The sequence below is a fragment of the Mesorhizobium sp. USDA 3734 genome, from assembly GCF_056279665.1.
The window spans coordinates 5,837,846-5,862,676 of the sequence record NZ_JBWCCW010000001.1; the positions used below are offsets into that span (position 1 = coordinate 5,837,846).

The 24,831-nt window shown below is 62.7% G+C and carries 22 protein-coding genes and 3 pseudogenes; 10 read left to right on the top strand and 15 right to left on the bottom strand.

Features of this window, described 5'->3' with window-relative positions; translation table 11 throughout:
• The first annotated feature begins 174 nt into the window (after positions 1 to 174).
• The 4 genes from dnaN to ACZ89F_RS27970 all read left to right on the top strand — a co-directional run bounded on the left by dnaN (position 175) and on the right by ACZ89F_RS27970 (position 3,849).
• Positions 175 to 1,293 (top strand): DNA polymerase III subunit beta, encoded by a 1,119-nt coding sequence (gene dnaN, locus ACZ89F_RS27955; RefSeq protein ID WP_476095228.1) that lies wholly within the window; start codon positions 175 to 177, stop codon positions 1,291 to 1,293.
• Positions 1,294 to 1,379: 86 nt separating this feature from the next.
• Complete coding sequence (gene recF, locus ACZ89F_RS27960) at positions 1,380 to 2,519, top strand: DNA replication/repair protein RecF (RefSeq protein WP_476095229.1); 1,140 nt, start codon at positions 1,380 to 1,382, stop codon at positions 2,517 to 2,519.
• Between the two features lie 81 nt (positions 2,520 to 2,600).
• Entirely contained in the window at positions 2,601 to 3,356 is a 756-nt protein-coding gene (locus ACZ89F_RS27965) for a molybdopterin-synthase adenylyltransferase MoeB (RefSeq protein WP_476095230.1), read from the top strand.
• A 4-nt stretch (positions 3,357 to 3,360) separates the two neighbouring features.
• Positions 3,361 to 3,849, top strand: coding sequence for a GNAT family N-acetyltransferase (locus tag ACZ89F_RS27970; protein ID WP_476095231.1), 489 nt, complete (start codon positions 3,361 to 3,363; stop codon positions 3,847 to 3,849).
• A gap of 157 nt (positions 3,850 to 4,006) precedes the next feature.
• Here ACZ89F_RS27970 and ACZ89F_RS27975 read toward each other — a convergent pair whose 3' ends face one another.
• Entirely contained in the window at positions 4,007 to 5,008 is a 1,002-nt protein-coding gene (locus tag ACZ89F_RS27975; RefSeq protein WP_476095232.1) for a 2-hydroxyacid dehydrogenase, read from the bottom strand.
• Between the two features lie 218 nt (positions 5,009 to 5,226).
• Between ACZ89F_RS27975 and ACZ89F_RS27980 the strand changes: the two genes are divergently transcribed.
• Positions 5,227 to 5,787, top strand: a complete 561-nt coding sequence (locus tag ACZ89F_RS27980; RefSeq protein ID WP_476095233.1) for an SH3 domain-containing protein — start codon at positions 5,227 to 5,229, stop codon at positions 5,785 to 5,787.
• Between the two features lie 50 nt (positions 5,788 to 5,837).
• On the opposite strand, the gene ACZ89F_RS27985 is transcribed toward ACZ89F_RS27980, so the two are convergent.
• Both ACZ89F_RS27985 and irrA read right to left on the bottom strand, forming a co-directional pair.
• The gene (locus tag ACZ89F_RS27985) at positions 5,838 to 6,197 is read right to left on the bottom strand and encodes a DUF4260 domain-containing protein (protein WP_476095234.1); all 360 of its coding nucleotides are present in this window, start codon (positions 6,195 to 6,197) and stop codon (positions 5,838 to 5,840) included.
• A 46-nt stretch (positions 6,198 to 6,243) separates the two neighbouring features.
• On the bottom strand, positions 6,244 to 6,675 hold the full coding sequence (gene irrA / locus ACZ89F_RS27990; protein WP_476097414.1) for an iron response transcriptional regulator IrrA: 432 nt from the start codon (positions 6,673 to 6,675) through the stop codon (positions 6,244 to 6,246).
• Between the two features lie 244 nt (positions 6,676 to 6,919).
• Here irrA and fabA point away from each other — a divergent pair.
• From fabA to ACZ89F_RS28010, 4 genes and pseudogenes are all read left to right on the top strand, one after another.
• Positions 6,920 to 7,436: pseudogene (gene fabA / locus ACZ89F_RS27995) on the top strand (3-hydroxyacyl-[acyl-carrier-protein] dehydratase FabA).
• A 38-nt stretch (positions 7,437 to 7,474) separates the two neighbouring features.
• Positions 7,475 to 8,695 carry a beta-ketoacyl-ACP synthase I gene (gene fabB / locus ACZ89F_RS28000; RefSeq protein ID WP_476095235.1) on the top strand — a complete coding sequence of 407 codons (1,221 nt, stop codon included), beginning with the start codon at positions 7,475 to 7,477 and terminating at the stop codon, positions 8,693 to 8,695.
• Positions 8,696 to 8,708: 13 nt separating this feature from the next.
• A complete protein-coding gene (gene fabI / locus ACZ89F_RS28005) occupies positions 8,709 to 9,521 on the top strand; it encodes an enoyl-ACP reductase FabI (RefSeq protein WP_476095236.1) in 813 nt (270 codons plus the stop codon).
• Between the two features lie 206 nt (positions 9,522 to 9,727).
• Positions 9,728 to 11,272, top strand: a complete 1,545-nt coding sequence (locus ACZ89F_RS28010; RefSeq protein WP_476095237.1) for a putative bifunctional diguanylate cyclase/phosphodiesterase — start codon at positions 9,728 to 9,730, stop codon at positions 11,270 to 11,272.
• A 72-nt stretch (positions 11,273 to 11,344) separates the two neighbouring features.
• Here the strand turns inward: ACZ89F_RS28010 and ACZ89F_RS28015 are convergent, their stop codons facing one another.
• The 11 genes and pseudogenes from ACZ89F_RS28015 to rimP form a co-directional block, all read right to left on the bottom strand.
• Positions 11,345 to 12,364: a class I SAM-dependent methyltransferase gene (locus tag ACZ89F_RS28015; RefSeq protein WP_476095238.1), complete on the bottom strand. Its 1,020-nt coding sequence runs from the start codon at positions 12,362 to 12,364 to the stop codon at positions 11,345 to 11,347.
• A gap of 95 nt (positions 12,365 to 12,459) precedes the next feature.
• Complete coding sequence (gene pnp, locus ACZ89F_RS28020; protein ID WP_476095239.1) at positions 12,460 to 14,607, bottom strand: polyribonucleotide nucleotidyltransferase; 2,148 nt, start codon at positions 14,605 to 14,607, stop codon at positions 12,460 to 12,462.
• Positions 14,608 to 14,884: 277 nt separating this feature from the next.
• Complete coding sequence (gene rpsO / locus ACZ89F_RS28025; RefSeq protein ID WP_274533684.1) at positions 14,885 to 15,259, bottom strand: 30S ribosomal protein S15; 375 nt, start codon at positions 15,257 to 15,259, stop codon at positions 14,885 to 14,887.
• Between the two features lie 77 nt (positions 15,260 to 15,336).
• Entirely contained in the window at positions 15,337 to 16,431 is a 1,095-nt protein-coding gene (corA, locus tag ACZ89F_RS28030; protein ID WP_476095240.1) for a magnesium/cobalt transporter CorA, read from the bottom strand.
• Positions 16,432 to 16,474: 43 nt separating this feature from the next.
• Positions 16,475 to 16,714 (bottom strand): annotated as a pseudogene (gene truB, locus ACZ89F_RS28035) (tRNA pseudouridine(55) synthase TruB); the annotation flags it as partial.
• A 105-nt stretch (positions 16,715 to 16,819) separates the two neighbouring features.
• A pseudogene (gene truB / locus ACZ89F_RS28040) lies at positions 16,820 to 17,488 on the bottom strand (tRNA pseudouridine(55) synthase TruB); the annotation flags it as partial.
• Positions 17,488 to 17,913 carry a 30S ribosome-binding factor RbfA gene (rbfA, locus tag ACZ89F_RS28045; RefSeq protein ID WP_183445574.1) on the bottom strand — a complete coding sequence of 142 codons (426 nt, stop codon included), beginning with the start codon at positions 17,911 to 17,913 and terminating at the stop codon, positions 17,488 to 17,490. The pseudogene truB (ACZ89F_RS28040) and the gene rbfA, both read right to left, overlap by 1 nt.
• Positions 17,914 to 18,053: 140 nt before the next feature.
• Positions 18,054 to 20,627 (bottom strand): translation initiation factor IF-2, encoded by a 2,574-nt coding sequence (gene infB / locus ACZ89F_RS28050; protein ID WP_476095241.1) that lies wholly within the window; start codon positions 20,625 to 20,627, stop codon positions 18,054 to 18,056.
• A complete protein-coding gene (locus tag ACZ89F_RS28055) occupies positions 20,624 to 21,274 on the bottom strand; it encodes an RNA-binding protein (RefSeq protein WP_136619586.1) in 651 nt (216 codons plus the stop codon). The genes infB and ACZ89F_RS28055 overlap by 4 nt, the downstream gene beginning before the upstream one ends.
• Positions 21,275 to 21,312: 38 nt before the next feature.
• Positions 21,313 to 22,908 carry a transcription termination factor NusA gene (nusA, locus tag ACZ89F_RS28060; protein ID WP_476095242.1) on the bottom strand — a complete coding sequence of 532 codons (1,596 nt, stop codon included), beginning with the start codon at positions 22,906 to 22,908 and terminating at the stop codon, positions 21,313 to 21,315.
• Between the two features lie 49 nt (positions 22,909 to 22,957).
• Complete coding sequence (gene rimP, locus ACZ89F_RS28065) at positions 22,958 to 23,605, bottom strand: ribosome maturation factor RimP (RefSeq protein WP_476095243.1); 648 nt, start codon at positions 23,603 to 23,605, stop codon at positions 22,958 to 22,960.
• Between the two features lie 287 nt (positions 23,606 to 23,892).
• Here rimP and ACZ89F_RS28070 point away from each other — a divergent pair, with 287 nt between their 5' ends.
• The gene (locus ACZ89F_RS28070) at positions 23,893 to 24,057 is read left to right on the top strand and encodes a hypothetical protein (RefSeq protein WP_476095244.1); all 165 of its coding nucleotides are present in this window, start codon (positions 23,893 to 23,895) and stop codon (positions 24,055 to 24,057) included.
• Positions 24,058 to 24,106: 49 nt separating this feature from the next.
• Here ACZ89F_RS28070 and trmB read toward each other — a convergent pair whose 3' ends face one another.
• Complete coding sequence (gene trmB / locus ACZ89F_RS28075; RefSeq protein WP_476095245.1) at positions 24,107 to 24,808, bottom strand: tRNA (guanine(46)-N(7))-methyltransferase TrmB; 702 nt, start codon at positions 24,806 to 24,808, stop codon at positions 24,107 to 24,109.
• Between the last annotated feature and the right edge of the window lie 23 nt (positions 24,809 to 24,831).

Below are 24,831 nucleotides of genomic sequence, written 5' to 3' on the forward strand. Positions count from 1 at the left end.
GACTTCGTGCCCTTTATCCCCAGAAAGCCCGCGTAGCCTGCCCGAACCGGTGGCGCGGGCTTGCGTTTGCTGGTTTTTTCCTGTCAGTTTACGCAGATTCTGAGCCTGTTCACACCTTTCGCGGGGCGCCGCCCACTGGTGACCCGTCATTCATTCAAGCGAGCCTGTTTCGTCATGCGTGTTATCCTGGAACGGTCAAATCTCCTGAAGTCGCTCAACCACGTCCACCGTGTGGTCGAGCGGCGCAACACCATACCGATCCTGTCCAACGTGCTGCTCAGCGCCGAGGGCGCAAGCCTTGAGATGAAGGCGACCGACCTCGACCTCGAGGTGACGGAAGCGACGCCCGCCAAGGTGGAGCGCGGCGGGGCGACGACGGTCCCGGCACATCTGCTCTACGACATCGTGCGCAAGCTCGCCGATGGCGCCGAGGTGATGCTGAAGACGGATGAGGACGGCAATGCCATGACGGTGACGTCAGGCCGCTCGAGTTTCCGCCTTCAGTGCCTGCCGCAATCCGACTTCCCGGAGCTTTCGGCCGGATCCTTCTCGCATATCTTCCGTCTCGATTCGGTTGCCCTGAGAGGCCTGATCGAGAAGACCCAGTTCGCCATCTCCACCGAGGAGACGCGCTACTACCTGAACGGCATCTACCTGCACACGCATGAGGTCGGCGGCAAGCTTAAGCTGCGCTCGGTGGCGACCGACGGCCACCGCCTGGCGCGCGCCGAGATCGACGCGCCGGCGGGTTCCGAGGGCATGCCGGGCATCATCATTCCGCGCAAGACGGTGAGCGAGCTGCAGAAGCTGGTCGACGACCCGGATGTTGCGGTCACCACGGAACTGTCGGACACCAAGATCCGCTTCACCATAGGCAGCGTGGTTTTGACCTCGAAGCTGATCGACGGCACCTTCCCCGATTATCAGCGGGTCATTCCGACCGGCAACGACAAGAAGCTGATCATCGACCGACAGAGCTTTGCTGCCGCCGTCGATCGCGTCTCGACCATCTCTTCCGAACGCGGCCGTGCGGTGAAGCTGTCGATCAGGGAGGGTCAGGTGACGCTTGCGGTCAACAATCCGGATTCGGGCAGCGCCACCGAGGAATTGGCCGCCGACTATTCGTCCGATCCGATCGAGATCGGCTTCAACGCCAAATACCTGCTCGACGTTGCTGCGCAGCTGACCGGCACGGAGGCCAAGTTCATGCTGGCCGATGCCGGTTCGCCGACGCTGATCCACGATATGGCCGACGAGACCGCACTCTATGTGCTGATGCCGATGCGGGTTTAGCCGACGCGATGTCAGCAATTCGGTCCTGTGATGATGGACCGGCGGCAAGAGCGATGTTTGCGGCAACTTCGACAGGCGGATAGCGGTTGCCGGTACAGAACTATATAAGTAAGCTAACACTTACTAATTTTCGCAACTATGCGGCGCTGACGATCGATCTGGCGCCAGGTGCCGTGGTTTTTTCCGGCGACAACGGCGCCGGCAAGACCAATCTCCTCGAAGCGATCTCCTTTTTGACACCGGGGCGTGGCTTGCGCCGCGCCCCCTACGCAGACGTCGCGCGCGAGGGTGGCGACGGCGGCTTTGCGCTGCATGCCCGGCTCGACGGGCCTGACGGCCAGGTCGAGATCGGAACAGGCATTTCCGGCGGAGACACCGCTGGCGAAGGCGGCAGACGGGTGCGCATCAACGGTGCCCCGGCGCGTTCGGCCGAAGACATGCTGGAATGGCTGCGCGTGGTGTGGCTGACGCCGGCGATGGACGCGTTGTTCACCGGGCCGGCCGCGGATCGCCGGCGCTTTCTCGACCGGCTGGTATTGGCGATCGATCCCGGCCACGGGCAACGTGCCATCGACTACGAGAAGGCGATGCGAGGACGTAACCGCCTGCTTATTGAGGGCTCCCGGGACGACCGCTGGTTCGACGCGATCGAGACGCAGATGGCCGAGACCGGCGTGGCGATTGCCGCCGCACGCGCCGAGATGGTGCGCCTGCTCGCCGCGATGATCGACAGGCTGCCCGACACGGGACCGTTTCCGCAGGCCGATATCGGCCTTTCGGGCGACCTGGAGGCCGAAATTGCCACCGCGCCGGCGGTCGATGTCGAGGAGCGCTTCCGCCGGGCGCTTGCCGCGGGCCGTGACCGCGATCGTGCCGCTGGACGCACGCTCGAGGGCCCGCATCGTTCGGATCTGGTGGTTCGGCACCGTCCCAAGGCGATGCCGGCCGAGCTTTGCTCGACAGGTGAGCAAAAGGCGCTGCTGGTCGGCATCGTGCTGTCGCATGCCCGGCTGACCGGCGAAATGTCGGGCATGACACCGATCCTGTTGCTCGACGAGATCGCCGCGCATCTCGATAGCGGACGGCGCGCGGCGCTATTTTCCATCCTCGAAGACTTGAACTGCCAGGCATTCATGACCGGAACCGATGCGGCGCTGTTTTCCAGTCTCCAGGGGCGAGCGCAATTCCTGACCGTCGACCACGGCGCGATTGGGCCAACGATCTAGCTCTTATGCAGGTCGTTGTCCCAAAGCCGCTTTACACTTTTGGCTCCTGACAAGGTTTTTCAGCCACTATATGGTCAGGCAATGACCACTGCCGCCCTGACCGCCGACGAGATCGAACGCTATGCCCGCCACATCGTGCTGCCCGAAATCGGCGGCGCCGGCCAGCAGAGGCTGAAGCAGGCACGGGTGCTGGTCATCGGCGCCGGCGGGCTGGGCGCGCCGGTGCTTGAATATCTTGCCGCCGCCGGCGTCGGCACGCTCGGCGTGGTCGATGATGACACCGTTTCGCTGTCCAATTTGCAGCGTCAGGTCATTCACGGCACCGACACTGTCGGCATGCCGAAGACCGCCAGCGCCAAGGCGGCAATCGTCCGCATCAATCCCAACACAATTGTTGAAACGTACGCAATCCGGCTGAATCCGGACAATGCGCCTGCCCTCGTCGCCGGCTACGACATCGTCGTCGACGGTTCCGACAATTTCGAAACCCGCTATGCGGTGGCCGATGCCTGCGCGAGCGCTGGGAAACCGCTGGTGCATGCCGCCGTCGGACGCTTCGACGGCTCCGTCACCGTGCTGAAGCCATTCGAAGACGGCAAGGACGGCAAGCCCAACCCAGGCTATCGCGACCTGTTTCCGGAGGCGCCACCGCCGGGCCTGGTGCCGTCCTGTGCCGAAGCCGGCGTGCTTGGCGCGCTGACCGGCGTCGTCGGCACACTGCAGGCGATGGAGGCGATCAAGCTGATCACCGGCATCGGTGAGCCGCTGGTCGGCCGGCTGCTGCTCTATGATGCGCTGGCGGCGCGCTTCGACACGATCCGCTACAAGAGAAACTGACCCCGTGGAGCGGACCGACGCCGTCCTCATCACACAGATCGCGGCCGATTTCGACCGTTGGGACGATGTGCTCACACTGATCCTGCGTGCCTTCGCCTCGATGGAGGGCGTCATCGACCCGCCCTCCTCGGCCCACCTGCTGACCGCCGACAGCCTGCGCGACAAGGCGCGGCTGGAGACAGGCTTCGTGGCACTCAGGAGCGACAGGATCGTCGGCTGCGTCTTTGCCCTTGAAAGGGCGGCGGAACTCTATGTCGGCAAGCTCGCCGTGGCGCCGAACTACCAGGGACAAGGCATTGGCCGGCGGCTGATGCAGGCGGTCGAAGATCTTGCCCGCAGCCACGGCAAGGCGGCCATCGAGCTTCAGACCCGGATCGAGCTGACCGCAAACCATGCAGCCTTTGCCCGCCTTGGTTTTCACGAGACCGAGCGGACGGCGCATGAGGGCTATGCCAGGCCGACCTCCATCACCATGCGCAAGACTCTTCAGTAAGCCTGAGCTTTCGTTTCAAGGCAGAAAAATGTTGCGCCGCGATAGAACCTGCCATCCGATTGAATCGGGATGGGCTCGTTTGAGCATGATCTCTGGACAAACCGTTTCCGTTTGTCCGAGAAAACCGGTTCCCACTTTTCGGAATCATGCTCTAGCGTCAGGTTCTGAGAGGCAGCACGCGGTCCGGCGGACGGTGGCCGTCGACGAAGGCGCGGATGTTGATGATGACCTTTTCACCCATGTCGATGCGGCCCTCGAGCGTCGCCGAGCCCATATGCGGCAGAAGCACAACCTTGTTCTTGGCGGCGAGCTTCAGCAGCTTGCCGTTCAAAGCCGGCTCGTGCTCGTAGACGTCAAGACCAGCGCCGGCAATCTTGCCGTCCTGGATCAGCTTGACCAGGGCTTCCTCGTCGATGATGTCGCCGCGCGCCGTGTTGACGATGTAGGCGGTGGGCTGCAGCAGCGCCAGCCGCCGCGCCGAAAGCAGATGGAAGGTCGCCGGTGTCGACGGGCAGTTGACCGAAATGATGTCCATACGGGCGAGCATCTGGTCGAGGCTTTCCCAATAGGTCGCCTCCAGCCCGTCTTCCACGGCCGGCAGCACGCGGTGGCGGTTGTGGTAGTGGATCGACAGGCCGAAGGCCTTGGCCCGCCTGGCGACGGCGGTGCCGATGCGCCCCATGCCGACAATGCCCAGCCGCTTGCCCCAGATGCGCCGGCCGAGCATCCAGGTCGGCGACCAGCCGGCCCATTTCTTGTCGCCGGTGAGCACATTGGCGCCTTCCGCCAGCCGCCGCGGCACGGCCAGCATCAGCGCCATGGTCATGTCGGCGGTGTCCTCGGTCAGGACATTGGGCGTGTTGGTGACGGTGATGCCCCTCTTGGCCGCGGCCGCGACATCGATCTTGTCTACGCCGTTGCCGAAATTGGCGATCAGTTTGAGGTTGTCGCCAGCCTGGGCGATCAGCGCCGCATCGATCTGGTCGGTTACGGTCGGCACCAGCACGTCGGCCTCCTTGACCGCCGCAACCAGTTCCGGCTGCGTCATCGGCCGGTCCTCGACATTCAGCCTTGCGTCGAACAGTTCGCGCATGCGGGTCTCGACCGGGTCGGGCAGCTTTCGCGTGATGACGACGAGAGGCTTCTTTTTGCCTGCCATTGTTTCCCTCTCGAGTATTTGCCGCAATTCCGAACGCAAAACCGCTTCACACTTTTGCTGGAATTGCTCTAACCCGATCTCGTTGAGACCTCTTTAACCAAGACCGGCGAAACTGAAAGCCGGTCGCGGTGCCGATTACCCCATGTAACAAGCGGTGCCGCCGAAGACAAAGAAAAAGGGGCGCCGCTGCCGCCAGGCAAGCGCCGAAAGGAATGAAAGTGTCTGGTTTCGCGTCGTTTCGCCTGACCCTCAGCGCAGCAGTTCTGGGCGCTTTGCTTTATTCTCCGCTTGCCGCGGCGCAGAGTGCGGCGGCACCTGCCCAGAGCGTCGTCACGCTCGGGCCGAGCGGCCTGCCGCTGCCGCGATTCGTCAGCCTGAAATCCGGTCGCGTCAACTCGCGCGTCGGCCCCGGCGCCAACTACTCGGTCGACTGGATGTATATGAAGGCCGGCCTGCCGATGGAGATCATCCAGGAATTCGACACATGGCGCCGCGTGCGCGATGCCGACGGTTCGGAAGGCTGGATCAACCAGTCGCTGCTTTCCGGCCGGCGCACGGCAATCGTCGCACCATGGCAGCGCGGCAAGGGTGCGCAGATCAACCTTTTCAACAGCCCCGACAAGGACGCAAGGGTGGTCGCGATGGTCGAGCCTGGCGTCATGGGCACGATCAAATCCTGTGACGGCCAGTGGTGCGAAATGACGTTTGATGGCCACACCGGCTGGCTTGCCCAATCGGTTGTCTGGGGCGCCTATCCCGGCGAACGGGTCAAGGACTGATTCTTTTGCCCATTTTGAGCGCGATCTTTTGAAGATTCGCGGTCGTGGTTTTAGCGCCCGATACGGCCCAGATGGGTGTCCTGGAAGCCGGTTGACAGCTTCAGGCCGTAGCCCAGCGCACGGTCGATGGCGATGTGGGCGACCCAGATCAGCGCGACCGCAATTGCGGTCGCATTGCCGGACATATACCCGGCGATCAGCAGCGGCACCGGCACGATCAGGATGTGCAAGGCATTGTAGGCAAGAGCACCGACTCGAGGCCCCGCCAGATAGCCTGATATCGACAGGTCCGGCGCCAGGATAAGCAATCCGAACAGCCACCAGGGCATGCCGGTCGAACCGTAGAAAACAACGGCAGCAGCCGCCACAAACGCCCATTCGAGCCGGATTGTGAGATCGAGGAGTTTCATTCCTGGCCGATGATTCTGGCCTGGCCGATGATTCTGGCCTGGCCGATCATTCGTGGCGTTTGGGGCGTAGCCTCACCACGATGTCGACATTGGCGATTTCCATCCCTTCCGGCGGCTCCGGCAGGTTGGCAACCGTCACCGGACCGCCGGCGATGTCGAATATGCGGTTTTCGCCTTCGATGTAGAAATGGTGGTGGTCGGAGGTGTTGGTGTCGAAGTAGGTCTTCGCTCCCTCGACCGCGAGGATGCGCAACAGTCCCGCCTGGGTGAACTGGTGAAGGGCATTGTAGACGGTGGCCAGCGATACCGGCACGCCGGCGGCAACCGCCTCCTCGTGCAGTTCCTCGGCCGACAAATGACGGTCGCCCTTGGCGAAAAGCAGGTCGGCCAGCGCAATGCGCTGACGCGTCGGCCTCAGGCCAGCTTCACGGACCCGCTTGTCCACAGCGACATTTTCCTTCCGGCCGTCCAGGTCCATCTTCTCGTCGAACCCCACAGTTCCGCCCCCAAGACACGCCCAGAATGGCAAAAAAATGAACGTCTGCCGAAACCGGACCTCTCAGGACATATATTCTGTCGTCCGAATGCGATCAATAGCGCGCATTGACCCAGGCAGACGAGCAGGTTAAGCGCAAACGCCGGTTTCCGGCCTGAAACAGATTGTGTTAGGAAACCAACGACAAGGGCACCCGATAGCCCGGAACGATATGGGGACGAGATTGATGGCGGGTAAATCCAGCTACGAGTACGATGAATTGCTGGCCTGCGCCCGCGGCGAACTGTTCGGACCGGGCAATGCCCAGCTTCCCTATCCGCCCATGCTGATGTTCGGACCGCATCACCGAGATCAGCGAGACCGGCGGCGCCTTTGAGAAGGGTTTCATCCGCGCGGAGTTCGACATCAAGCCGGACCTGTGGTTCTTTGCCTGCCATTTCATCGGCAATCCGATCATGCCGGGGTGCCTCGGCCTCGACGCCATGTGGCAATTGACCGGCTTCTATCTTGGCTGGCTTGGCGAACCCGGCAAGGGGATGGCGCTGTCGACCGGTGAAGTGAAATTCAAGGGCATGGTGACGCCCTCGGTGAAGAAGGTCGAGTATGGCATCGACTTCAAGCGCGTGATGCGGGGCCGGCTGGTGCTCGGCATCGCCGATGGCTGGCTGAAGGCGGATGGCGAACCCATATACGCGGCAACGGATTTGAAAGTCGGTCTGTCCAAGCAGTCGGCGGTCGGCTGACCGGCATCCCCGGCCCGCCCCCCTGGAAGGAGTTGCGAATGAGACGTGTCGTAGTCACAGGCCTCGGCATCGTGTCGTCGATCGGCAACAATGCCAACGAGGTGCAAGCCTCTCTGCATGACGCCAGATCCGGCATCAGCTTCTCCGATTCCTTCGCCGAACACGGCTTCCGCTGCCAGGTCTGGGGAGCGCCGACGCTCGATCCATCGGCCATGATCGATCGCCGTGCCATGCGCTTCCTGAGCCAAGGCGCGGCCTGGAACCACGTCGCCATGGACCAGGCGATCGCGGATGCAGGCCTCGGCGAGAGCGACATCACCAATGAGCGCACCGGCATTGTCATGGGATCGGGCGGACCATCCACCCGCACCATCGTCGAAGCGGCCGAAATCACGCTGAAGAACGGCAGTCCCAAGCGCATCGGTCCGTTCGCGGTGCCGAAGGCGATGTCGTCGACCGCATCGGCAACGCTTGCGACCTGGTTCAAGATCCACGGCGTCAACTACTCGATCTCGTCGGCCTGCTCGACCTCGGCGCATTGCATCGGCAATGGCTACGAACTGATCCAGTGGGGCAAGCAGGACATGGTCTTTGCCGGCGGCCACGAGGATCTCGACTGGACGATGTCGGACCTGTTCGACGCGATGGGCGCCATGTCGTCGAAATTCAACGACAAGGCATCGACCGCTTCCCGCGCCTATGACGCCAATCGCGACGGCTTCGTCATCGCCGGCGGCGCCGGCGTGCTGGTGCTGGAAGAGTTAGAGCATGCCAAGGCGCGCGGCGCCAAGATCTACGCCGAGATCGTCGGCTACGGCGCAACCTCGGATGGCTATGACATGGTTGCCCCTTCAGGCGAAGGCGCGATCCGCTGCATGCGCCAGGCGCTGGCCACGGTTTCCGCGCCGGTCGACTACATCAACACCCATGGCACGTCGACGCCGGTGGGCGATTCCAAGGAAATGGGTGCGATCCGCGAGGTGTTCGGTGAGAAGATGCCGTACATCACCTCGACGAAATCGCTGACCGGCCATTCGCTGGGTGCGGCCGGCGTGCAGGAATCCATCTACTCGATCCTGATGATGCAGGGCGGCTTCATCGGCGAAAGCGCCCATATCGAGACCCTCGACCCCGAATTCGAGGGCATGCCGATCGTGCGAAAGCGCATCGACGACGCCAGGATCGACACTGTTTTGTCAAATTCGTTCGGCTTCGGTGGCACCAACGCCACGCTCGTTTTCCAGCGCTATTCCGCATAAGGATTTGCCGGCCATGGACGGATTGATGAAGGGCAAGCGCGGGCTTATCATGGGTGTCGCCAACGATCATTCGATCGCCTGGGGCATCGCCCAGAAATTATCCGAACATGGGGCGGAACTTGCCTTCACCTATCAGGGTGATGCCTTCGGACGCCGGGTCAAGCCGCTGGCCGACAAGCTCGGCGCATCGCTGGTCGTGCCGTGCGACGTCGAGGACAGCGCTTCGGTCGCCGCCACGTTCGAGACCCTGGGCAAGGAATGGGGCGGGCTGGATTTCGTTGTCCACGCCATCGGCTTTTCCGACAAGAACGAGCTGAAAGGCCTCTACGCCGACACCAGCCGGGACAATTTCGTCCGCACCATGGTGGTCTCCTGCTACTCCTTCACCGAGATCGCCCGCCATGCCGCCGCCTTGATGCAGGACGGCGGGTCGATGATCACGCTGACCTATGCGGGGTCGGTCCGCGTCATGCCGAACTACAATGTCATGGGCGTCGCCAAGGCTGGACTGGAGGCCAGTGTGCGCTACCTCGCCAACGATTACGGTCCGCGCGGCATCAGGGTAAACGGCATATCGGCCGGACCGGTGCGTACTCTCGCCGGCGCCGGGATTTCCGACGCCCGCCACATGTTCTCCTACCAGCAGCGCAACTCGCCGCTGCGCCGCACGGTGACCATCGACGAGGTCGGCGGCTCCGCGCTTTATCTGCTGTCCGACCTGTCTTCCGGCGTTACCGGCGAAATCCACTATGTCGATTCCGGCTATCACATTGTTTCCATGCCGACGCTCGACGAATTGAAGCAGACCGACGGCGGACGAGACTAATGCATGTCGCCCAGGAGTGCGCAGCGGTTTCGGGACAACGACATTTATAAAACAAAAGCTTAAAATGCGCCGACGGAATCCGTTTCAACGCGACGCGCTTCAACCCGCTCAAGAAATACTTGAGCTCCAATAAAATTGGACGCATTCGCGGAAACTCATTTTAAGGACATATCTACTAGAAAGCCCCGTACTCTGGGGATCTTTCAATGTCCGCCGTCAGCAACCCGAAGCGAACACCGGTGTTCCGACTGCTCACCATAGCGAGCTCGGGCCTCGGCAGTTTCGTCCTCGGACTCTGGGGCCTGAAGCTCGGTCTCGGCGATGGCTTTGCCGGCATCTCCGCGGACATGATGGTCTCGGTGATGGCCGCTCTTTGCGCACTGGCGGCATCGGTCGCCGCGATGTCCTTCTTCGCCGGCGTCGATGAATCGGTGGATTTCGTCTTTACGGAAACCCATTTCGACAAGCTGACGGGCCTTTTGGCGCGCCCGGCGATGGTCGGCAAGATTGCCGAGGCGGCATGCTCGACAAGCCGGACCGGCGAGCCGATGTTCCTCATCGATATCGACATCGACCGGTTCAAGCAGATCAATGACGCCATCGGCTACAGCCAGGGCGACGAGCTGATCCGCGCCTTCACCAAGCGCCTGAAGACGTGCGTGCCGCCGCGCGCGCTGATCGGACGCATCGGTGCCGGTGAATTCGCGATCCTGCTCCCTGACAACCAGGTTTCAGGGTCCTTGGAAAGCACCGTAGAGAGGCTCATCGACGAGATGATGGAGCCCTATGAACTCGGCACACACCTGCAATCGGTCAGCCTGTCGGTGGGCATCGTGGCGACGCCAAAGGACGGCGTCGATCCCGTCCTCATCCTGCGCCGCTCCAATCTGGCTCTGCAGAACGCGCGCGCCAGCGGCGTCGGCAACTGGTCGGTCTTCCATGCCGAAATGGGCAGGGTCGCCGACCATCGCCAATGGATCGAATCCGAACTGAGTACAGCCTTCGAGCGCGGTGACTTCGATCTTCACTACCAGCCGCAACTCGATCTGCCGACCGGCCGCATCGTCGGCTACGAAGCATTGATCCGCTGGCGGCATCCGGAACGCGGCATGATCCCGCCGATGGAGTTCATTCCGATCGCCGAGGAAACCGGCATGATCGGCCCGATCGGCGAATGGGTGCTGCGCAAAGCCTGCAGCGACGCCCGGCATCTGCCCGACGATTGCTTCGTCGCCGTCAACATCTCGCCCGTCCAGTTCATGACCAAGGACTTCGTCGGTATCGTGCGCGACACCATGACGAGCACCGGCATCAAGCCGTCGCGGCTGGAACTGGAAGTGACCGAGACGGCAATGATGCAGGACCGCGACCGCGCCGCCGCCATTCTGAAGCAGCTTGCGGATATGGGCATCTCGGTCGCCGTCGACGATTTCGGCACCGGCTATTCCAATTTGAGCTACCTGATCGACTTCTCGTTCGGCAAGCTGAAGATCGACCGGTCTTTCGTCAGCCGCCTCGACACCGATGCCAGCTCCGGCGCGGTCGTCTCGACCATCGTTGGACTGTCTCGCGCGCTCGGCGTCAGCATCATTGCCGAAGGCGTCGAGACCGAAAGCCAGGCGACGCTGCTCAGGGCAGCCGGCTGCGAAGTGGTGCAAGGCTACCTGTTCGGCAGGCCGGCGCCGCTCAAGATCAGGGTTGGCGACGCGCATGTCACCGACGAGGTCCGACGCATCGCCAATCTGCATTGAGCGCGGTGCACGCTGTTTTCGTTTGAGCATGATCTCTTCCGAAAAACCGGCATCGCTTTTCGGAATCATGCTTCAACGCCGCGCGACAAGCACCTTGAACATGCCGTCGCGAGCGAGTTCGGCATGGCTCGAAAAGGCGGCCGCCAGGATCGGCTCATAGGGAAGCTGACGGTTGGCGACCATGAACAGCCGCCCACCTGGCTTCAAGGCCTTGGCCGCCGCGCGGATCATGCCTGCGCCGATCTCCGGCTCGGCCGCCCGGCTGCGATGAAAGGGCGGATTCATGGCAATCGCGTCGTAGCGCTTCTCGACCGGTTCCTTCAGCAGATCGACCCAGAAGAAATTCCTGGCGATCGACTGGCTGACCCCTGCCAGATTGAGCTTTGCGGCTTCGAGCGAGGCGAAATCGGCCTCATAGAGGTCGAGCGCCAAAATGCCGGGGGAGCGGGCGGCGATCTCGGCAGCCACATAGCCCCAGCCGGCGCAGAAATCGGCAATGTTGCCACGCAAATCATTGGGCAGGTTCTCGACCAGCAATTTCGAGCCGGTGTCGATCCGGTCGAAGGAAAACATGCCGGGCGCGGTGTGGAACCGGTTTTCAACCACCAAGGCGGGATTGGCGGCGCGTAATTCTTCCGCGGCGGCCAGATCGGCGGGACGGCGCAACCAGAAGGCGATGCCGTGATATTTCGGCAGATGGCCCTCTAGCGGCACTAGCTCGTCAACGCGCTTGCGCAGACTGGCAATGCCGTCGTCCTTGCCGCCGGCAACGACGACCAGGCCGCCCGGCGCCACGCGCTCAAGCGCCTCAGCGAGGCGCACTTCGTTCAGGCCGCGGTGCCGGCCGGCAAGCACAAGTGCCATATCGAAGCCGTCGCCTTCCGCTTGCGCGGTGACGATGAAGCCAGTTGCCTGCAGCGCGCGATAATACGGCCGGAAGCCTTGCACGAGGTGAAGCGCGGCCTCGAAGCCTTCGGGCAGGCGAAAACCCGGCTCAGTGCCGAGAAACAGGGCGCGCTCGCCCTTTCCTGGTAACGGCAGAGCCTCGGCCTCAAAGGGATGGAAAAGCGTCTTCAGCGGCTCGGCGGACATGGTTCGGTCTCGAAATGAGGTCTGTCTGTACAGCCCGAAAATGAAAACGGGCGCGACCTAAGCCGCGCCCGCTTCGATTTATGAGCTCAGGCCGATCAGGCGGCGTTTTCTTCGCCTTCGGTCTTCTTGTCGCGGGCGAGTTCCTTGCCGGTGGCCTGGTCGACGACCTTCATCGACAGGCGGACCTTGCCGCGCTCGTCGAAGCCCATCAGCTTGACCCAGACCTTGTCGCCTTCCTTGACCACGTCCGAGGTCTTGGCGACCCGGTCGTTGGCAAGCTGCGAGATGTGGACAAGACCGTCACGCGGGCCGAAGAAGTTGACGAAAGCGCCGAAGTCGGCGGTCTTGACGACCGTGCCTTCGTAGATCTCGCCGACTTCCGGCTCGGCGACGATGGTGTGGATCCACTTCTTCGCCGCCTCGATCTCCTTGGCGTTGGACGAAGCGATCTTGACCGTGCCGTCGTCCTCGATGTTGATCTTGGCGCCGGTCTTCTCGACGATCTCGCGGATGACCTTGCCGCCTGATCCGATGACGTCGCGGATCTTGTCGGTCGGGATGTGCATCACTTCGATGCGCGGTGCGAACTCACCGAGTTCCGAACGCGCGCCGGTCAGGGCATGTGCCATCTCGCCGAGGATGTGGAGACGACCGTCCTTGGCCTGGCCAAGCGCGATCTTCATGATCTCCTCGGTGATGCCATCGATCTTGATGTCCATCTGCAGCGAGGTGATGCCACCTTCGGTGCCGGCGACCTTGAAGTCCATGTCGCCGAGATGATCCTCGTCGCCAAGGATGTCGGAGAGCACGGCGAAGCGCTCGCCTTCCTTGATCAGGCCCATGGCAATACCGGCAACGGGCTTGGCCAGCGGCACGCCGGCATCCATCAGCGCCAGCGAGGTGCCGCAGACGGTCGCCATCGACGACGAACCATTGGACTCGGTGATCTCCGAGACGACGCGCAGCGTGTAGGGGAACTGGTCGGAGGTCGGCAGCATCGGGCGGATTGCGCGCCAGGCGAGCTTGCCATGGCCGATTTCGCGGCGGCCCGGCGAACCCATGCGGCCGGTCTCACCGACGGAGTAGGGAGGGAAGTTGTAGTGAAGGAGGAACTTCTCCTTGTACATGCCGGTCAGCGAATCGACATACTGCTCGTCCTCGCCGGTACCGAGCGTGGCAACGACCAGCGCCTGGGTCTCGCCGCGTGTGAACAGTGCCGAACCGTGGGTGCGCGGCAGGACGCCGACTTCGGAGACGATCTTGCGGACCGTCTTGAGGTCGCGGCCATCGATGCGCGAGCCGGTGTCGAGGATGTTCCAGCGCACGACCTTGGCCTGGAGTTCCTTGAACACGGAACCGATCTGCTCGGAGGTGTACTTGGCGTCTTCGCCTTCGGCCGGGGCAAACGCAGCCTTGACCTTCGCCTTGACGGCGTCGACGGCGGCGTAGCGCTTCTGCTTGTCGACGTTCTTGTAGGCAGAGCTGAGTTCGTCGCCGACGATCTTCAGCATTTCGGCTTCGAGCGCGGAATAATCCGGCGCGGTGAAGTCGCGCGGCTCCTTGGCGGCAACTTCGGCCAGCTTGATGATGGCGTCGATGACCGGCTGGAAGCCCTTGTGGCCGAACATGACGGCGCCGAGCATCAGCTCTTCGCCCAATTCCTTGGCCTCGGACTCAACCATCAGCACGGCGTCGGTGGTGCCGGCGACGACGAGGTCGAGCTTGGATTCCTGCATCTCATCGACATGCGGGTTGAGCACGTATTCGCCGTTGATGTAGCCGACGCGGGCGCCGCCGATCGGGCCCATGAAGGGCACGCCCGAGAGCGTCAGGGCAGCCGAGGTGGCGACGATCGACAGGATGTCGGGATCGTTTTCGAGATCGTGCTGGACGACGGTGACGACGATCTGGGTGTCGTTCTTGTAGCCTGCGGCGAAGAGCGGGCGGATCGGGCGGTCGATGAGGCGGGAAACCAGCGTTTCCTTTTCGCTCGGACGGCCTTCACGCTTGAAATAGCCGCCCGGGATCTTGCCGGCGGCGTAGGTCTTTTCCTGGTAGTTGACGGTCAGCGGGAAGAAATCGAGGCCGGGCTTCGGCTCCTTCATCGAAACGACGGTGGCGAGGACCTTGGTCTCGCCGTAGGTGGCGAGCACGGCGCCATCAGCCTGGCGCGCGATCTTGCCGGTTTCGAGGATGAGCGGACGGCCGCCCCATTCGATTTCCACTTTGTGGTGATTGAACATGTCTTGTCCTTAATATGAGGAAAGGGCCGCGCCGTTTCACGGTGCGCGGATGCCCTTTCCCTGGCTTCCTTTCTCGGGCAGCCACGGGCAAGACAACGGGAAGCTCGGGTAATTTCGGCGCGGCGAGCGCGCGCGAGCGTCCTGCAATCCTGCCCCATGACCGTCCATGGGCGGTTTCGAGTGCCCTCGCACGATCGAAACCGGGTCTGGCCAGTCGATACGACTGGCAGAATGCGCGACCGGCGGGCTCTCCGAAGAAAGCCCGCCGGTCAATTCGTCAACGGCGCAGACCGAGCTTCTCGATCAACGTCTGGTAGCGCGCGTCGTCCTTGCGCTTGAGATAATCAAGCAGGCTGCGGCGCTGGGAGACGAGGGCGAGCAGACCACGGCGGGAATGGTTATCCTTCTTGTGGTCCTTGAAATGGTCGGTCAGGTTCTTGATGCGCTCGGAAAGGATGGCCACCTGGACTTCCGGAGACCCGGTATCGCCCTTGGCGGTTGCGAATTCACCCATCAATTCCTGTTTGCGCTCGGCAGTAATCGACATCGTGTTTTTCCTTATCTGTTTGAGGAAACGGGTCGCCCTCAGCCGGGATGTCGTCCAGCAGGGGCCGGTGCAAGCAAAGCGTCTTAGCGCTATGCTGCGGCGCATATAGTGCAATTCCCCAGAAAACACCAGCCCAATTCACAAGCCGGCTTTTCAGGCCGAAATGGCCTGATTTATCCTTGTCAGAGCCATTTCTTCCATTTGAAGAAGGCGATCAGCCCGAACGCGACAACGGCCATGAACAGCAGTGATAAGGGATAGCCGTAGTAAGCCTTCAGTTCCGGCATGTTCCAGGGCGAAGACTCCGGATCGAAATTCATGCCCCAGATGCCGACCAGGAAGGTGAGGGGCATGAAGATGACCGAGACGATGGTGAGATAGCTGATGACGTCGTTGGTGCGCGCCTGGCTCAGCGACAGATGCATCTCGATCAGGCCGGTCAGCATGTCGCGCTGGGTTTCGACCAGTTCGATCAGCCTAAGCGCATGGTCGAGCGTGTCGTTGAGAAAAATCTTGGTTTCGGCCTTCACATAGGGCACGTCGTTGCGGATCAGCGTCGCCAGCGCATCGCGCATCGGCCACAGAACGCCCTTCAGCACATTGGCATCGCGCCGCAATTCATGCAGCTGCCGCATCTGATGCTTGTGCGGCGAATGCAGCATCTCGTCCTCGATGCTGTCGACCAGCTCGCCAGCCGCCTCGATCGGCGGGAAATAACTGTCGACGACGGCATCGATCAGCGCATAGGCGAGATAGTCGGCGCCACGCGCGCGCAACCGGTTGGGCGCCGAGCTTTCGATGCGCTTGCGCACGGGATCGAACGGATCGCCTTCCCGTTCCTGAAAGGTGACGACGAAGTTGTTGCCGAAGAACACGGCGATCTGCTCATAGCGGTGCGACGTGACATCGTCGATCATCCTGACGACGACGAAGGCATGGTCCTCGAAGAAATCGACCTTCGGCCGCTGGCCGGTGTTGACGACGTCCTCCAGCGCCAGCGGATGCAGGCTGAAAATGCGGCCTATCTCCTCGATCAGCGGGATGTTGGCGAGGCCGGTGCAGTCGAGCCAGAGGACCGGCCATTTGTCGCAGTGGGTGTTGAGGTCGTCGATGCTGGCATTTTCGATGGTCTTGAATTTCTGCGGCGAGATCAGGGTCAGCCTGAGTTCGCTGCGCCGCGCCGAGGGGTCGGCGATCAGCGTGCCGGGCGACGCACCGACCGGCGGCCGCCTTGTTTTCACCGGCGCCCGCTTCTTGATCGCCTCAGCCTTTGCCATATGCCCCTCGCGCGAGTCCTGGTCCGACATTAGACGACGGGAGTCAGCCGGCAAAGACCCGCTTGGGCTTGAACATGCCTTGCTCGATGGCGCCGATAGCGACCAGCTTGCCGCGTGCCGTGGCGCAGGCTTCCTCGGCTTCCACCGGTGCATCGCGACCACGAATGATGACCGGGTTGCCAAGGCGGATCTTGGTTGCCGCGTCGTCGCTGATGGCGATCTGCGGCAGGCAATCGAGCGCAGCCGATGTATCGACCAGGAGCGCATCGATGGCGTCGAAGTCGATTGGCGCTTCCACCGCGTCAGCGACCTCAGTCGTGTCAGCGGCTTCTGTCAGGTCGGCGATGTCGGTCGCGTCCGAACTGTCTTCATCCTGCACGCCGAAGCGGGCGGCTTCCAGTTCGGCGATGGTGACGAAATCCTCCGGGGTGAACGGCTCGACCTCGACCCGGCGCAATTCCGAAATATGGCCAAAGCAACCCATGTCGCGACCCATGTCGCGGGCCAGCGAGCGCACATAGGTGCCCTTGCCGCATTCGACCTCGAAAACAGTATGGTCGGCGCTATGCTCGACAATATCGAGCCGGCCGATCTCGATCTCGCGCGCGGGTATGTCGACTGTCGCGCCGTCGCGGGCCAGATCGTAGGCGCGCTCGCCCGCGATCTTGATGGCCGAGAATTGCGGCGGCGTCTGCATGATGACGCCGGTGTATTTCGGCAGCAGCGCCTTGACCTCGGCTTCCGATGGACGCAAGTCGGACTCCTTCGTCACGGGACCTTCGAGGTCATCGGTCGAACGCTCCTGTCCCCAGGCAACGGTAAAGCGATAGATCTTGGCGCCGTCCTGCACGTAAGGCACGGTCTTGGTGGCTTCGCCAAGCGCGATCGGCAGCATGCCGGACGCCAGCGGGTCGAGCGTGCCGGCATGGCCGGCCTTTTCCGCCTGGAACAGCCATTTGATCTTGGAGACGGCTTCGGTCGAGCCCATGCCGACCGGCTTGTCCAGGATCAGCCAGCCCGAGATCGGCCGGCCCTTCTTCTTGCCGCGGCGCGCCACTATTCGGTGTCCTTGTTGTCGTCTTTGTCCAGGTCCTCAGGACCCAGATCGCGTGCTACCTCGGGCGACTTCAGCAGGTCGTTGATCCTGGCGAAATTGTCGAAGGAGGTGTCGAGCTTGAAGCGGAACTCCGGCATGAACTTCATCTGCCGCAGCGCGCCTGAGACACGGCCGCGCACGAATTTCGCATGCTTGTTCAGTGCCTCGACCACCGCATCGGTATCCTTGGCGCCGAGTGGCGAGACGAAAGCCGTGGCGACCTTGAGGTCGGGCGACATGCGCACTTCCGAGACCGACACCACCGTGTTCTCGATCAGTGGATCGATGATCTCGCCGCGCTGCAGGGTTTCGGACAGCGCATGGCGCACCTGTTCGGCGACACGCAGCATGCGCTGGGATGGGCTAGATGTGGTTGGACGGGGCATTTTTCTCAATCCTGAAAGCGTGAGGCGCGGGATGGGACCGTGCCGCATGTCTCATATGGGCCATTCTCAATAGACCTGCTCAATAGACTTGTGGGCGGCGGTCTTTCGACCACCGCCCGGTATGGACAAGTCAGTCGAACTCAGAGTGTCCGGGTCACCATCTCGACGCGGAAGCACTCGATGACGTCGCCGACGCGCATGTCCTCGTAGTTCTGGAAGGCCATGCCGCACTCCTGGCCGCCGGGGACTTCCGAAACTTCGTCCTTGAAGCGCTTCAGCGTCTTCAGCGTGCCTTCGTGGATGACGACGTTGTCGCGGATCAGGCGCACGCCCGCACCGCGCTCGACCTTGCCTTCGGTGACACGGCAGCCGGCGATCTTGCCGACCTTGGTGATGTCGAAGATCTCGAGGATCTGCGCATTGCCGATGAAGGTCTCGCGACGCTCCGGCGACAGCAGGCCCGACAGAGCCGCCTTCACGTCATCCACAAGGTTGTAGATGATCGAGTAGTAGCGGATCTCGATGCCCGCGGCCGCCGCGGCGGCACGCGCCTGGACGTTGGCACGGACGTTGAAGCCGATGATCGCGGCACCCGAAGTCTCCGCCAGCGACACGTCGCTTTCGGTGATGGCGCCGGCGCCGGCATGGACGATGCGCGCACGCACTTCGTCGGTGCCGAGCTTGTCCAGCGCCGCGTTGATCGCTTCGATCGAGCCCTGCACGTCGCCCTTGATGACCAGCGGGAATTCCTTCAGCCCGCTCGTCTGCAATTGCGACATCATCTGCTCGAGCGACCCGCGCTGGCCGGCATGCTTGGCAACCGCCTTCTCACGCGCCAGACGCTGGCGATATTCGGTGATCTCGCGGGCACGGGCCTCGTTGTTGACCACGGCGAAGCGGTCGCCGGCCTGCGGCGTGCCCTGCAAGCCAAGCACTTCGACCGGCATCGCCGGCGGCGCTTCCTTGATCTGCGTGCCACGATCGTTGACCAGCGCACGCACCCGGCCCCATTCGTTGCCGGCAACAAGGATGTCGCCGGGCATCAGCGTACCGGTCTGCACCAGCACGGTGGCAACGGGGCCACGGCCCTTGTCGAGCTGGGCTTCGATGACGACGCCCTCGGCGGTACGGTCCGGATTGGCCTTCAGGTCGAGAATTTCGGCCTGCAGCAGGATCGCCTCGAGCAGCTTGTCGAGATTGGTGCCCTTGGTCGCCGACACTTCGACGTCCAGAACTTCACCGCCCATGGATTCGACGAAGACCTCGTGGCGCAGCAGTTCGGAGCGCACCTTCTGCGGATCGGCATCATGCTTGTCGATCTTGTTGATCGCCACGATGATCGGAACGCCGGCCGCCTTGGCATGGCTGATCGATTCGATCGTCTGCGGCATGACGCTGTCGTCGGCCGCAACCACCAGGATGGCAATGTCGGTCGCCTGGGCGCCACGAGCACGCATCGCCGTGAAGGCGGCGTGGCCGGGCGTGTCGATGAAGGTGATCTTGTGACCGTTCTTCTCGACCTGGTAGGCGCCGATATGCTGGGTGATGCCACCGGCTTCGCCGGAGACGACATTGGCGTTGCGGATGGCGTCGAGCAGCGAGGTCTTGCCGTGATCGACGTGGCCCATGATCGTCACGACAGGCGGACGCGTCACCAGGTCCTCGGCATTGTCGGCGATGTTGAACAGGCCTTCCTCGATGTCGGACTCGGCGACGCGGCGGACCGTGTGGCCGAATTCGGTGGCGACCAGTTCTGCCGTATCGGCGTCGATGACGTCGCCCGGCTTCAGGATCTGGCCCTGCTTCATGAAGAACTTGACCAGGTCGACCGCACGCTCGGACATGCGTTGCGCCAGTTCCTGGATGGTGATGGTCTCGGGCAGGATCACTTCGCGCATGACTTTCTCGCGCGGCTCATTATGCATCGCGCGCTTGAATTTTTCCTGGCGGCGACGCATCGACGACAGCGAACGGGCCCGCGCATCTTCGTCGGACAATGCTGAATTCAGCGTCAGCTTGCCACGGCGGCGGTCTTCCTCGCTCTTGGTCGGCTTGGCCGGACGCGCCACTTCAGGCGTGACCGGACGGCGCACCGGCGCGCCGGCACCAACCCGCTTCGGCTTGACCTCTTCCTCGTCGTCGACTGTAGCCAGTTCGGCGGTCAGCGGCGCGCGGCGGCGTGCCTCTTCCTCGGCCCGACGGCGGGACTCTGCCTCGGTCTGCAACCGCGCCTCTTCCTCGGCCTGGCGGCGTGCAGATTCATCGCGTTCGCGCTTGCGGCGCTCTTCGTCCTCGGCACGGCGCTTGGCGTCCTCGGCGGCGCGCTGACGGTCCTCGACCTCGCGCACCTTGGAGCCTTCAAGCGCCCTGCGGCGCGCTTCCATTTCACTGCGCGACAGTTCGTTCAGCACCATGCCGCTGCGTTCGACCGGGGCCGGTGGCGGCGGAGGTGGCGGCGCTTTCGGTGCTTCCTGCACGACGGGCGCGGCCACAACCGGCGGCTTCGGTGTGAAGACGGGGGCGGCAACCGGCTCCGGCTTGTCGCCGGGCATCGAGAACTTGCGCTTCTTGGTTTCGACGACGACCTGCTTGGTGCGGCCGTGCGAGAAGCTCTGGCGCACAGTGCCCTGTTCCATACCGGGGCGCTTCAGCGTCAAGGTCTTCTTCGGCGTCACACTCAGCGTATTGTCGTCACCCGATTTCGTATCGCTCATTCCATATCCTCTGCGGCATCATCTTCGTCAGCAACAGCCGCAAGCATTGCCAGATCGTCCGGGGAACCGCCCCGATACCGGTCGAGCGCAACCATGCGCTTCTGGACCGCCCTGCCCGCGTCTCCCGCGAGAACGGCAGCATGTATCACATTTGTACCCCCCAATGCCAAGCTCAACTCGGCCTCGGAGAAAAGTTTGTAGGCAAGGATAGCGGGCCCGCCGAGATGGACTGTCGCCCGTCGCGCCTGGCTGATCTTGCGCACGCCGTCGTCGGACGCCTCGGTCGCATGCAACACGAAAAGCGCCAATCCGCCGCGCACCGCGCTCTCGACCTTGGTAGCGCCAAGCGAAATTGCGCCTGCCTTGCGGGCCAGACCAAGCATGCCCAGAGCGTATCTGGAAAGCAGCCCGTCGACCATGCCGCCAAGATCGGGCGGCACGACCACCTGTGCCTTGAAGGCGCGGGCAAAGAGGTTCTTCGCCGCGGCCTTGTCGATATGTAGGCGGTCGGCGCTCACCCAGCAACCGCGGCCGGGCAGATTTCTCTTGATGTCGGGAACGACGGCCGAATCCGGGCCGACGACGAAACGGATCAGTTCATCCGGTTCGGCTTGTTTGCGCGTAACGATGCAGGTGCGATCGTTCATCTCGTCCAGGGGCGGGTTCGGTGCGATGCGGTTTCACCTCACGCACCAACGGCTTCGTCAGCCGAGACGTCTTCGGCCGCAAGCTCGTCTTCGGTGATCCAGCCGGCCTTGAGGCGGGCAGCCAGAACCATCTGCTCGGCATCGGCACGCGCGACGCCGTGATTGGCCAGCACGCCGGGGAATACCTTGGTTTCGCCGTCCTTGCGTTCCTTCCAGCCGGTGAGGTCGTCGGCGGCATAGCCGGCGAAGTCCTCGATCGTCTTCACGCCGTCTTCGCCGAGCGTCACCATCATGGCGGTGGTGACGCCGGGGATTTCGCGCAATTCGTCCGAGACGCCGAGCGCCTTGCGCTTGTCGTCATGCTCGGCCTCGATCTTCTCCAGATATTCGCGGGCGCGGGTCTGGATTTCCGAAGCGGTGTCTTCGTCGAAACCGTCGATCGAGGCGATCTCGCCGGAATCGACATAAGCGACTTCCTCGACGCTGGTGAAGCCTTCGGAGGCGAGCACCTGGCCGACCATCTCGTCGACGTCGAGGGCTTCCATGAACAGCGACGAGCGCTCGACGAATTCCTTCTGGCGACGCTCGGATTCTTCGGCCTCGGTCAGGATGTCGATATCCCAGCCGGTCAGCTGCGAAGCGAGCCGCACGTTCTGGCCGCGGCGGCCGATGGCCAGCGACAGCTGGTCGTCGGGAACCACGACTTCGATGCGTTCGGCATCCTCGTCGAGCACGACCTTGGCGACTTCCGCCGGCTGCAGCGCGTTGACGATGAAGGACGCGGCCGAAGGCGACCACGGAATGATGTCGATCTTCTCACCCTGCAATTCGCCGACGACGGCCTGGACGCGGCTGCCGCGCATACCAACGCAGGCGCCGACAGGATCGATCGAGCTATCGCGAGAGATGACGGCGATCTTGGCGCGCGACCCCGGGTCGCGGGCGACCGCCTTGATCTCGATGATGCCGTCATAGATTTCCGGCACTTCCATGGTGAACAGTTTGGCCATGAACTGCGGATGGGTTCGCGACAGGAAGATCTGCGGGCCGCGCTGCTCACGGCGCACGTCGTAGACGTAGGCGCGGACGCGGTCGCCATATTTGTAGTTTTCGCGCGGGATCAGTTCGTCGCGACGGATGATCGCTTCGCCGCGGCCGAGATCGACGATGACGTTGCCGTATTCGACGCGCTTGACGGTGCCGTTGACGATTTCGCCGATGCGGTCCTTGTATTCGTCATACTGACGGTCGCGTTCGGCCTCGCGCACCTTCTGCACGATAACCTGCTTGGCCGACTGGGCGGCGATGCGGCCGAAATCCATCGGCGGCAGCTGTTCGGCGATGAAATCGCCGAGCTGGGCGTCGGGATTGCGCTCGCGGGCCGAGGAAATGGCGATCTGCGTAGCGTAGTCATCGACCTTCTCGACCACTTCCATCAGCCGCTGCAGCTTCATCTCGCCAGTGTTCGGGTTGATGTCGGCGCGGATGTTGGTCTCCTGGCCATAACGCGAGCGTGCCGCCTTCTGGATCGCATCGGCCATGGCGGCGATGACGATCGACTTGTCGATCGACTTTTCACGCGCAACCGCGTCGGCGATCTGCAGCAGTTCAAGTCTGTTGGCGCTTACAACCATCGTTTTTCTCCCGAGCCTGTTTGCCGGACCTTTGCGCCCGGCAGCTCAATCATAGTTCCTGTTCGTGTTCTTCCGTGGCGTCCGCTTCCGCACCCTCGGGTGCATCGTCGTCCGGTTCGCCGCGGTTTCTTTTGGCTTCCTTGCGCGCCCTGTTGTCCTTCGACAGGGCGTCGCGGATGAGATCGTCGGTCAGGATCAGGCGCGTTTCGGAAATCGCGTCATAGGGGACCCGCACCGTCGGCTCCTCGCCATAGGCGGCCTTTTCGCGCTCGATCAGCACATCGTCTTCGCCGGCCTCGACGATCTTGCCCTTGAACCGCTTGCGGTCGGCAACGACGATCGATGTTTCCATCTTGACCAGATGACCCGTCCAGGTCGTGAAATCCGATTTGCGGACCAGTGGCCGGTCGATACCGGGCGACGAGACTTCAAGGTGATAGGCCTTTTCGATCGGATCGTCGACGTCGAGCGCCGGCGACACCGCGCGGCTGACCTCTTCGCAATCCTCGACGGTCATGGTGCCGTCCTCGCGCTCGGCCATGATCTGCAGCGTCAGCCCGTTCTGGCCCGACAGATGCACCCGCACGAGGCGGAAGCCGATGCCACGCAGGACCGGCTGGACGATCAGCGCGATGCGCGCATCGATGCCGCTTTCGCGGATGATGCGATCGTCGCCCTCGTTTGCCGTTGCAGTCATTGAGACCCTGTCGTTCTGCCCGAAGTTATCGGCAGGTAATAAAAAAGAGCGGGACCGGGTGGACCCACTCTTCGTCATACCGACCAAGAATTTGAGGCTGATATAAACGATCATGGCCGGTGTTTCAAGCCCGCCGTGCCGGCTGAACAAAAGCCGTGTGGCGCCAGTGTTGCGCCAGACGCATGGCCTCCATGCGGCGAAACCCCTGTGAGCTTTGCCGCTGCATCCCCATTTATGGTGCATAGCACAAAGATGATTGCACGACACAGCACCGAAAGGGCATGACCATGACCAACCGCAAGATTTTATCCGCCATAGGCGAACTCTTCACGACATTTGGCAGCGCGGTAGCTGCTTCGCGTGCCGTGGAAGCGGGCCGCAAGCCGCGCGCCGACGATTTGCGCAAGCTCGGAATGGATCCGGCTGTCTTCGACAGGATCGGCCGTTTCTGAACCTGGCGAGTGGGATGACACCCGGCTTTGTAGAGCTAGTGTGCCGGGTCTATGCTCTGACAAAAGTGAGATAGGCCGGCCGCCGTCCCTCACGGATGGCCTTCGCCTCGTAACGCGTCCCCGGCCAGCCATCATAAGGCCGGTGCCAGTCCGCCGCCTCCGAAGCCTGCCATGCGAATGCGCCATGCGTTCGGCAATGCAGCAGGGTCCAGTTGACATAGGTGTCGATATCGGACGCAAAGCGGAATTTTGAACCAGGCTTCAGAACACGCGCGAACCGCTCGAGATTGACCGGGCTGACGAAGCGCCGCTTCCAGTGTTTCTTTTTCGGCCACGGATCGGGATAGAGCAGATCGATGCCGTCGAGCGAGGCTTGCGGCAGCCAGTCGAGCAGCCGGGTGGCGTCGTCGTCATAAACGCGCAGATTGGCGAGCGGCTTCTCGCGCACCGCCATCATCATCTTGGCCATGCCGTTGACGAAGGGCTCGACGCCGATGAAGCCGATCGCGGGCGCCTCGGTCGCGCGATGCAGCAGATGTTCGCCGCCGCCGAAGCCGATCTCGAGGCGGACCGCGCCAACATCGGCTTCAAACAGAGCGTGCAGGTCGGCCGGCGGTTCAGCCGTCAGATCGAGCCGATATTTCCCGAAACCGCTTTCCAGCGCGGCCGCCTGCTGCGGACGCATGGTTTTGCCACGCCGGCGGCCGAAGAAGGCTTCGGTCGCGCGGCTTGGTCTGTCCTTCGGGTCCATGGCGGGACTCTACGGAGCCGCTG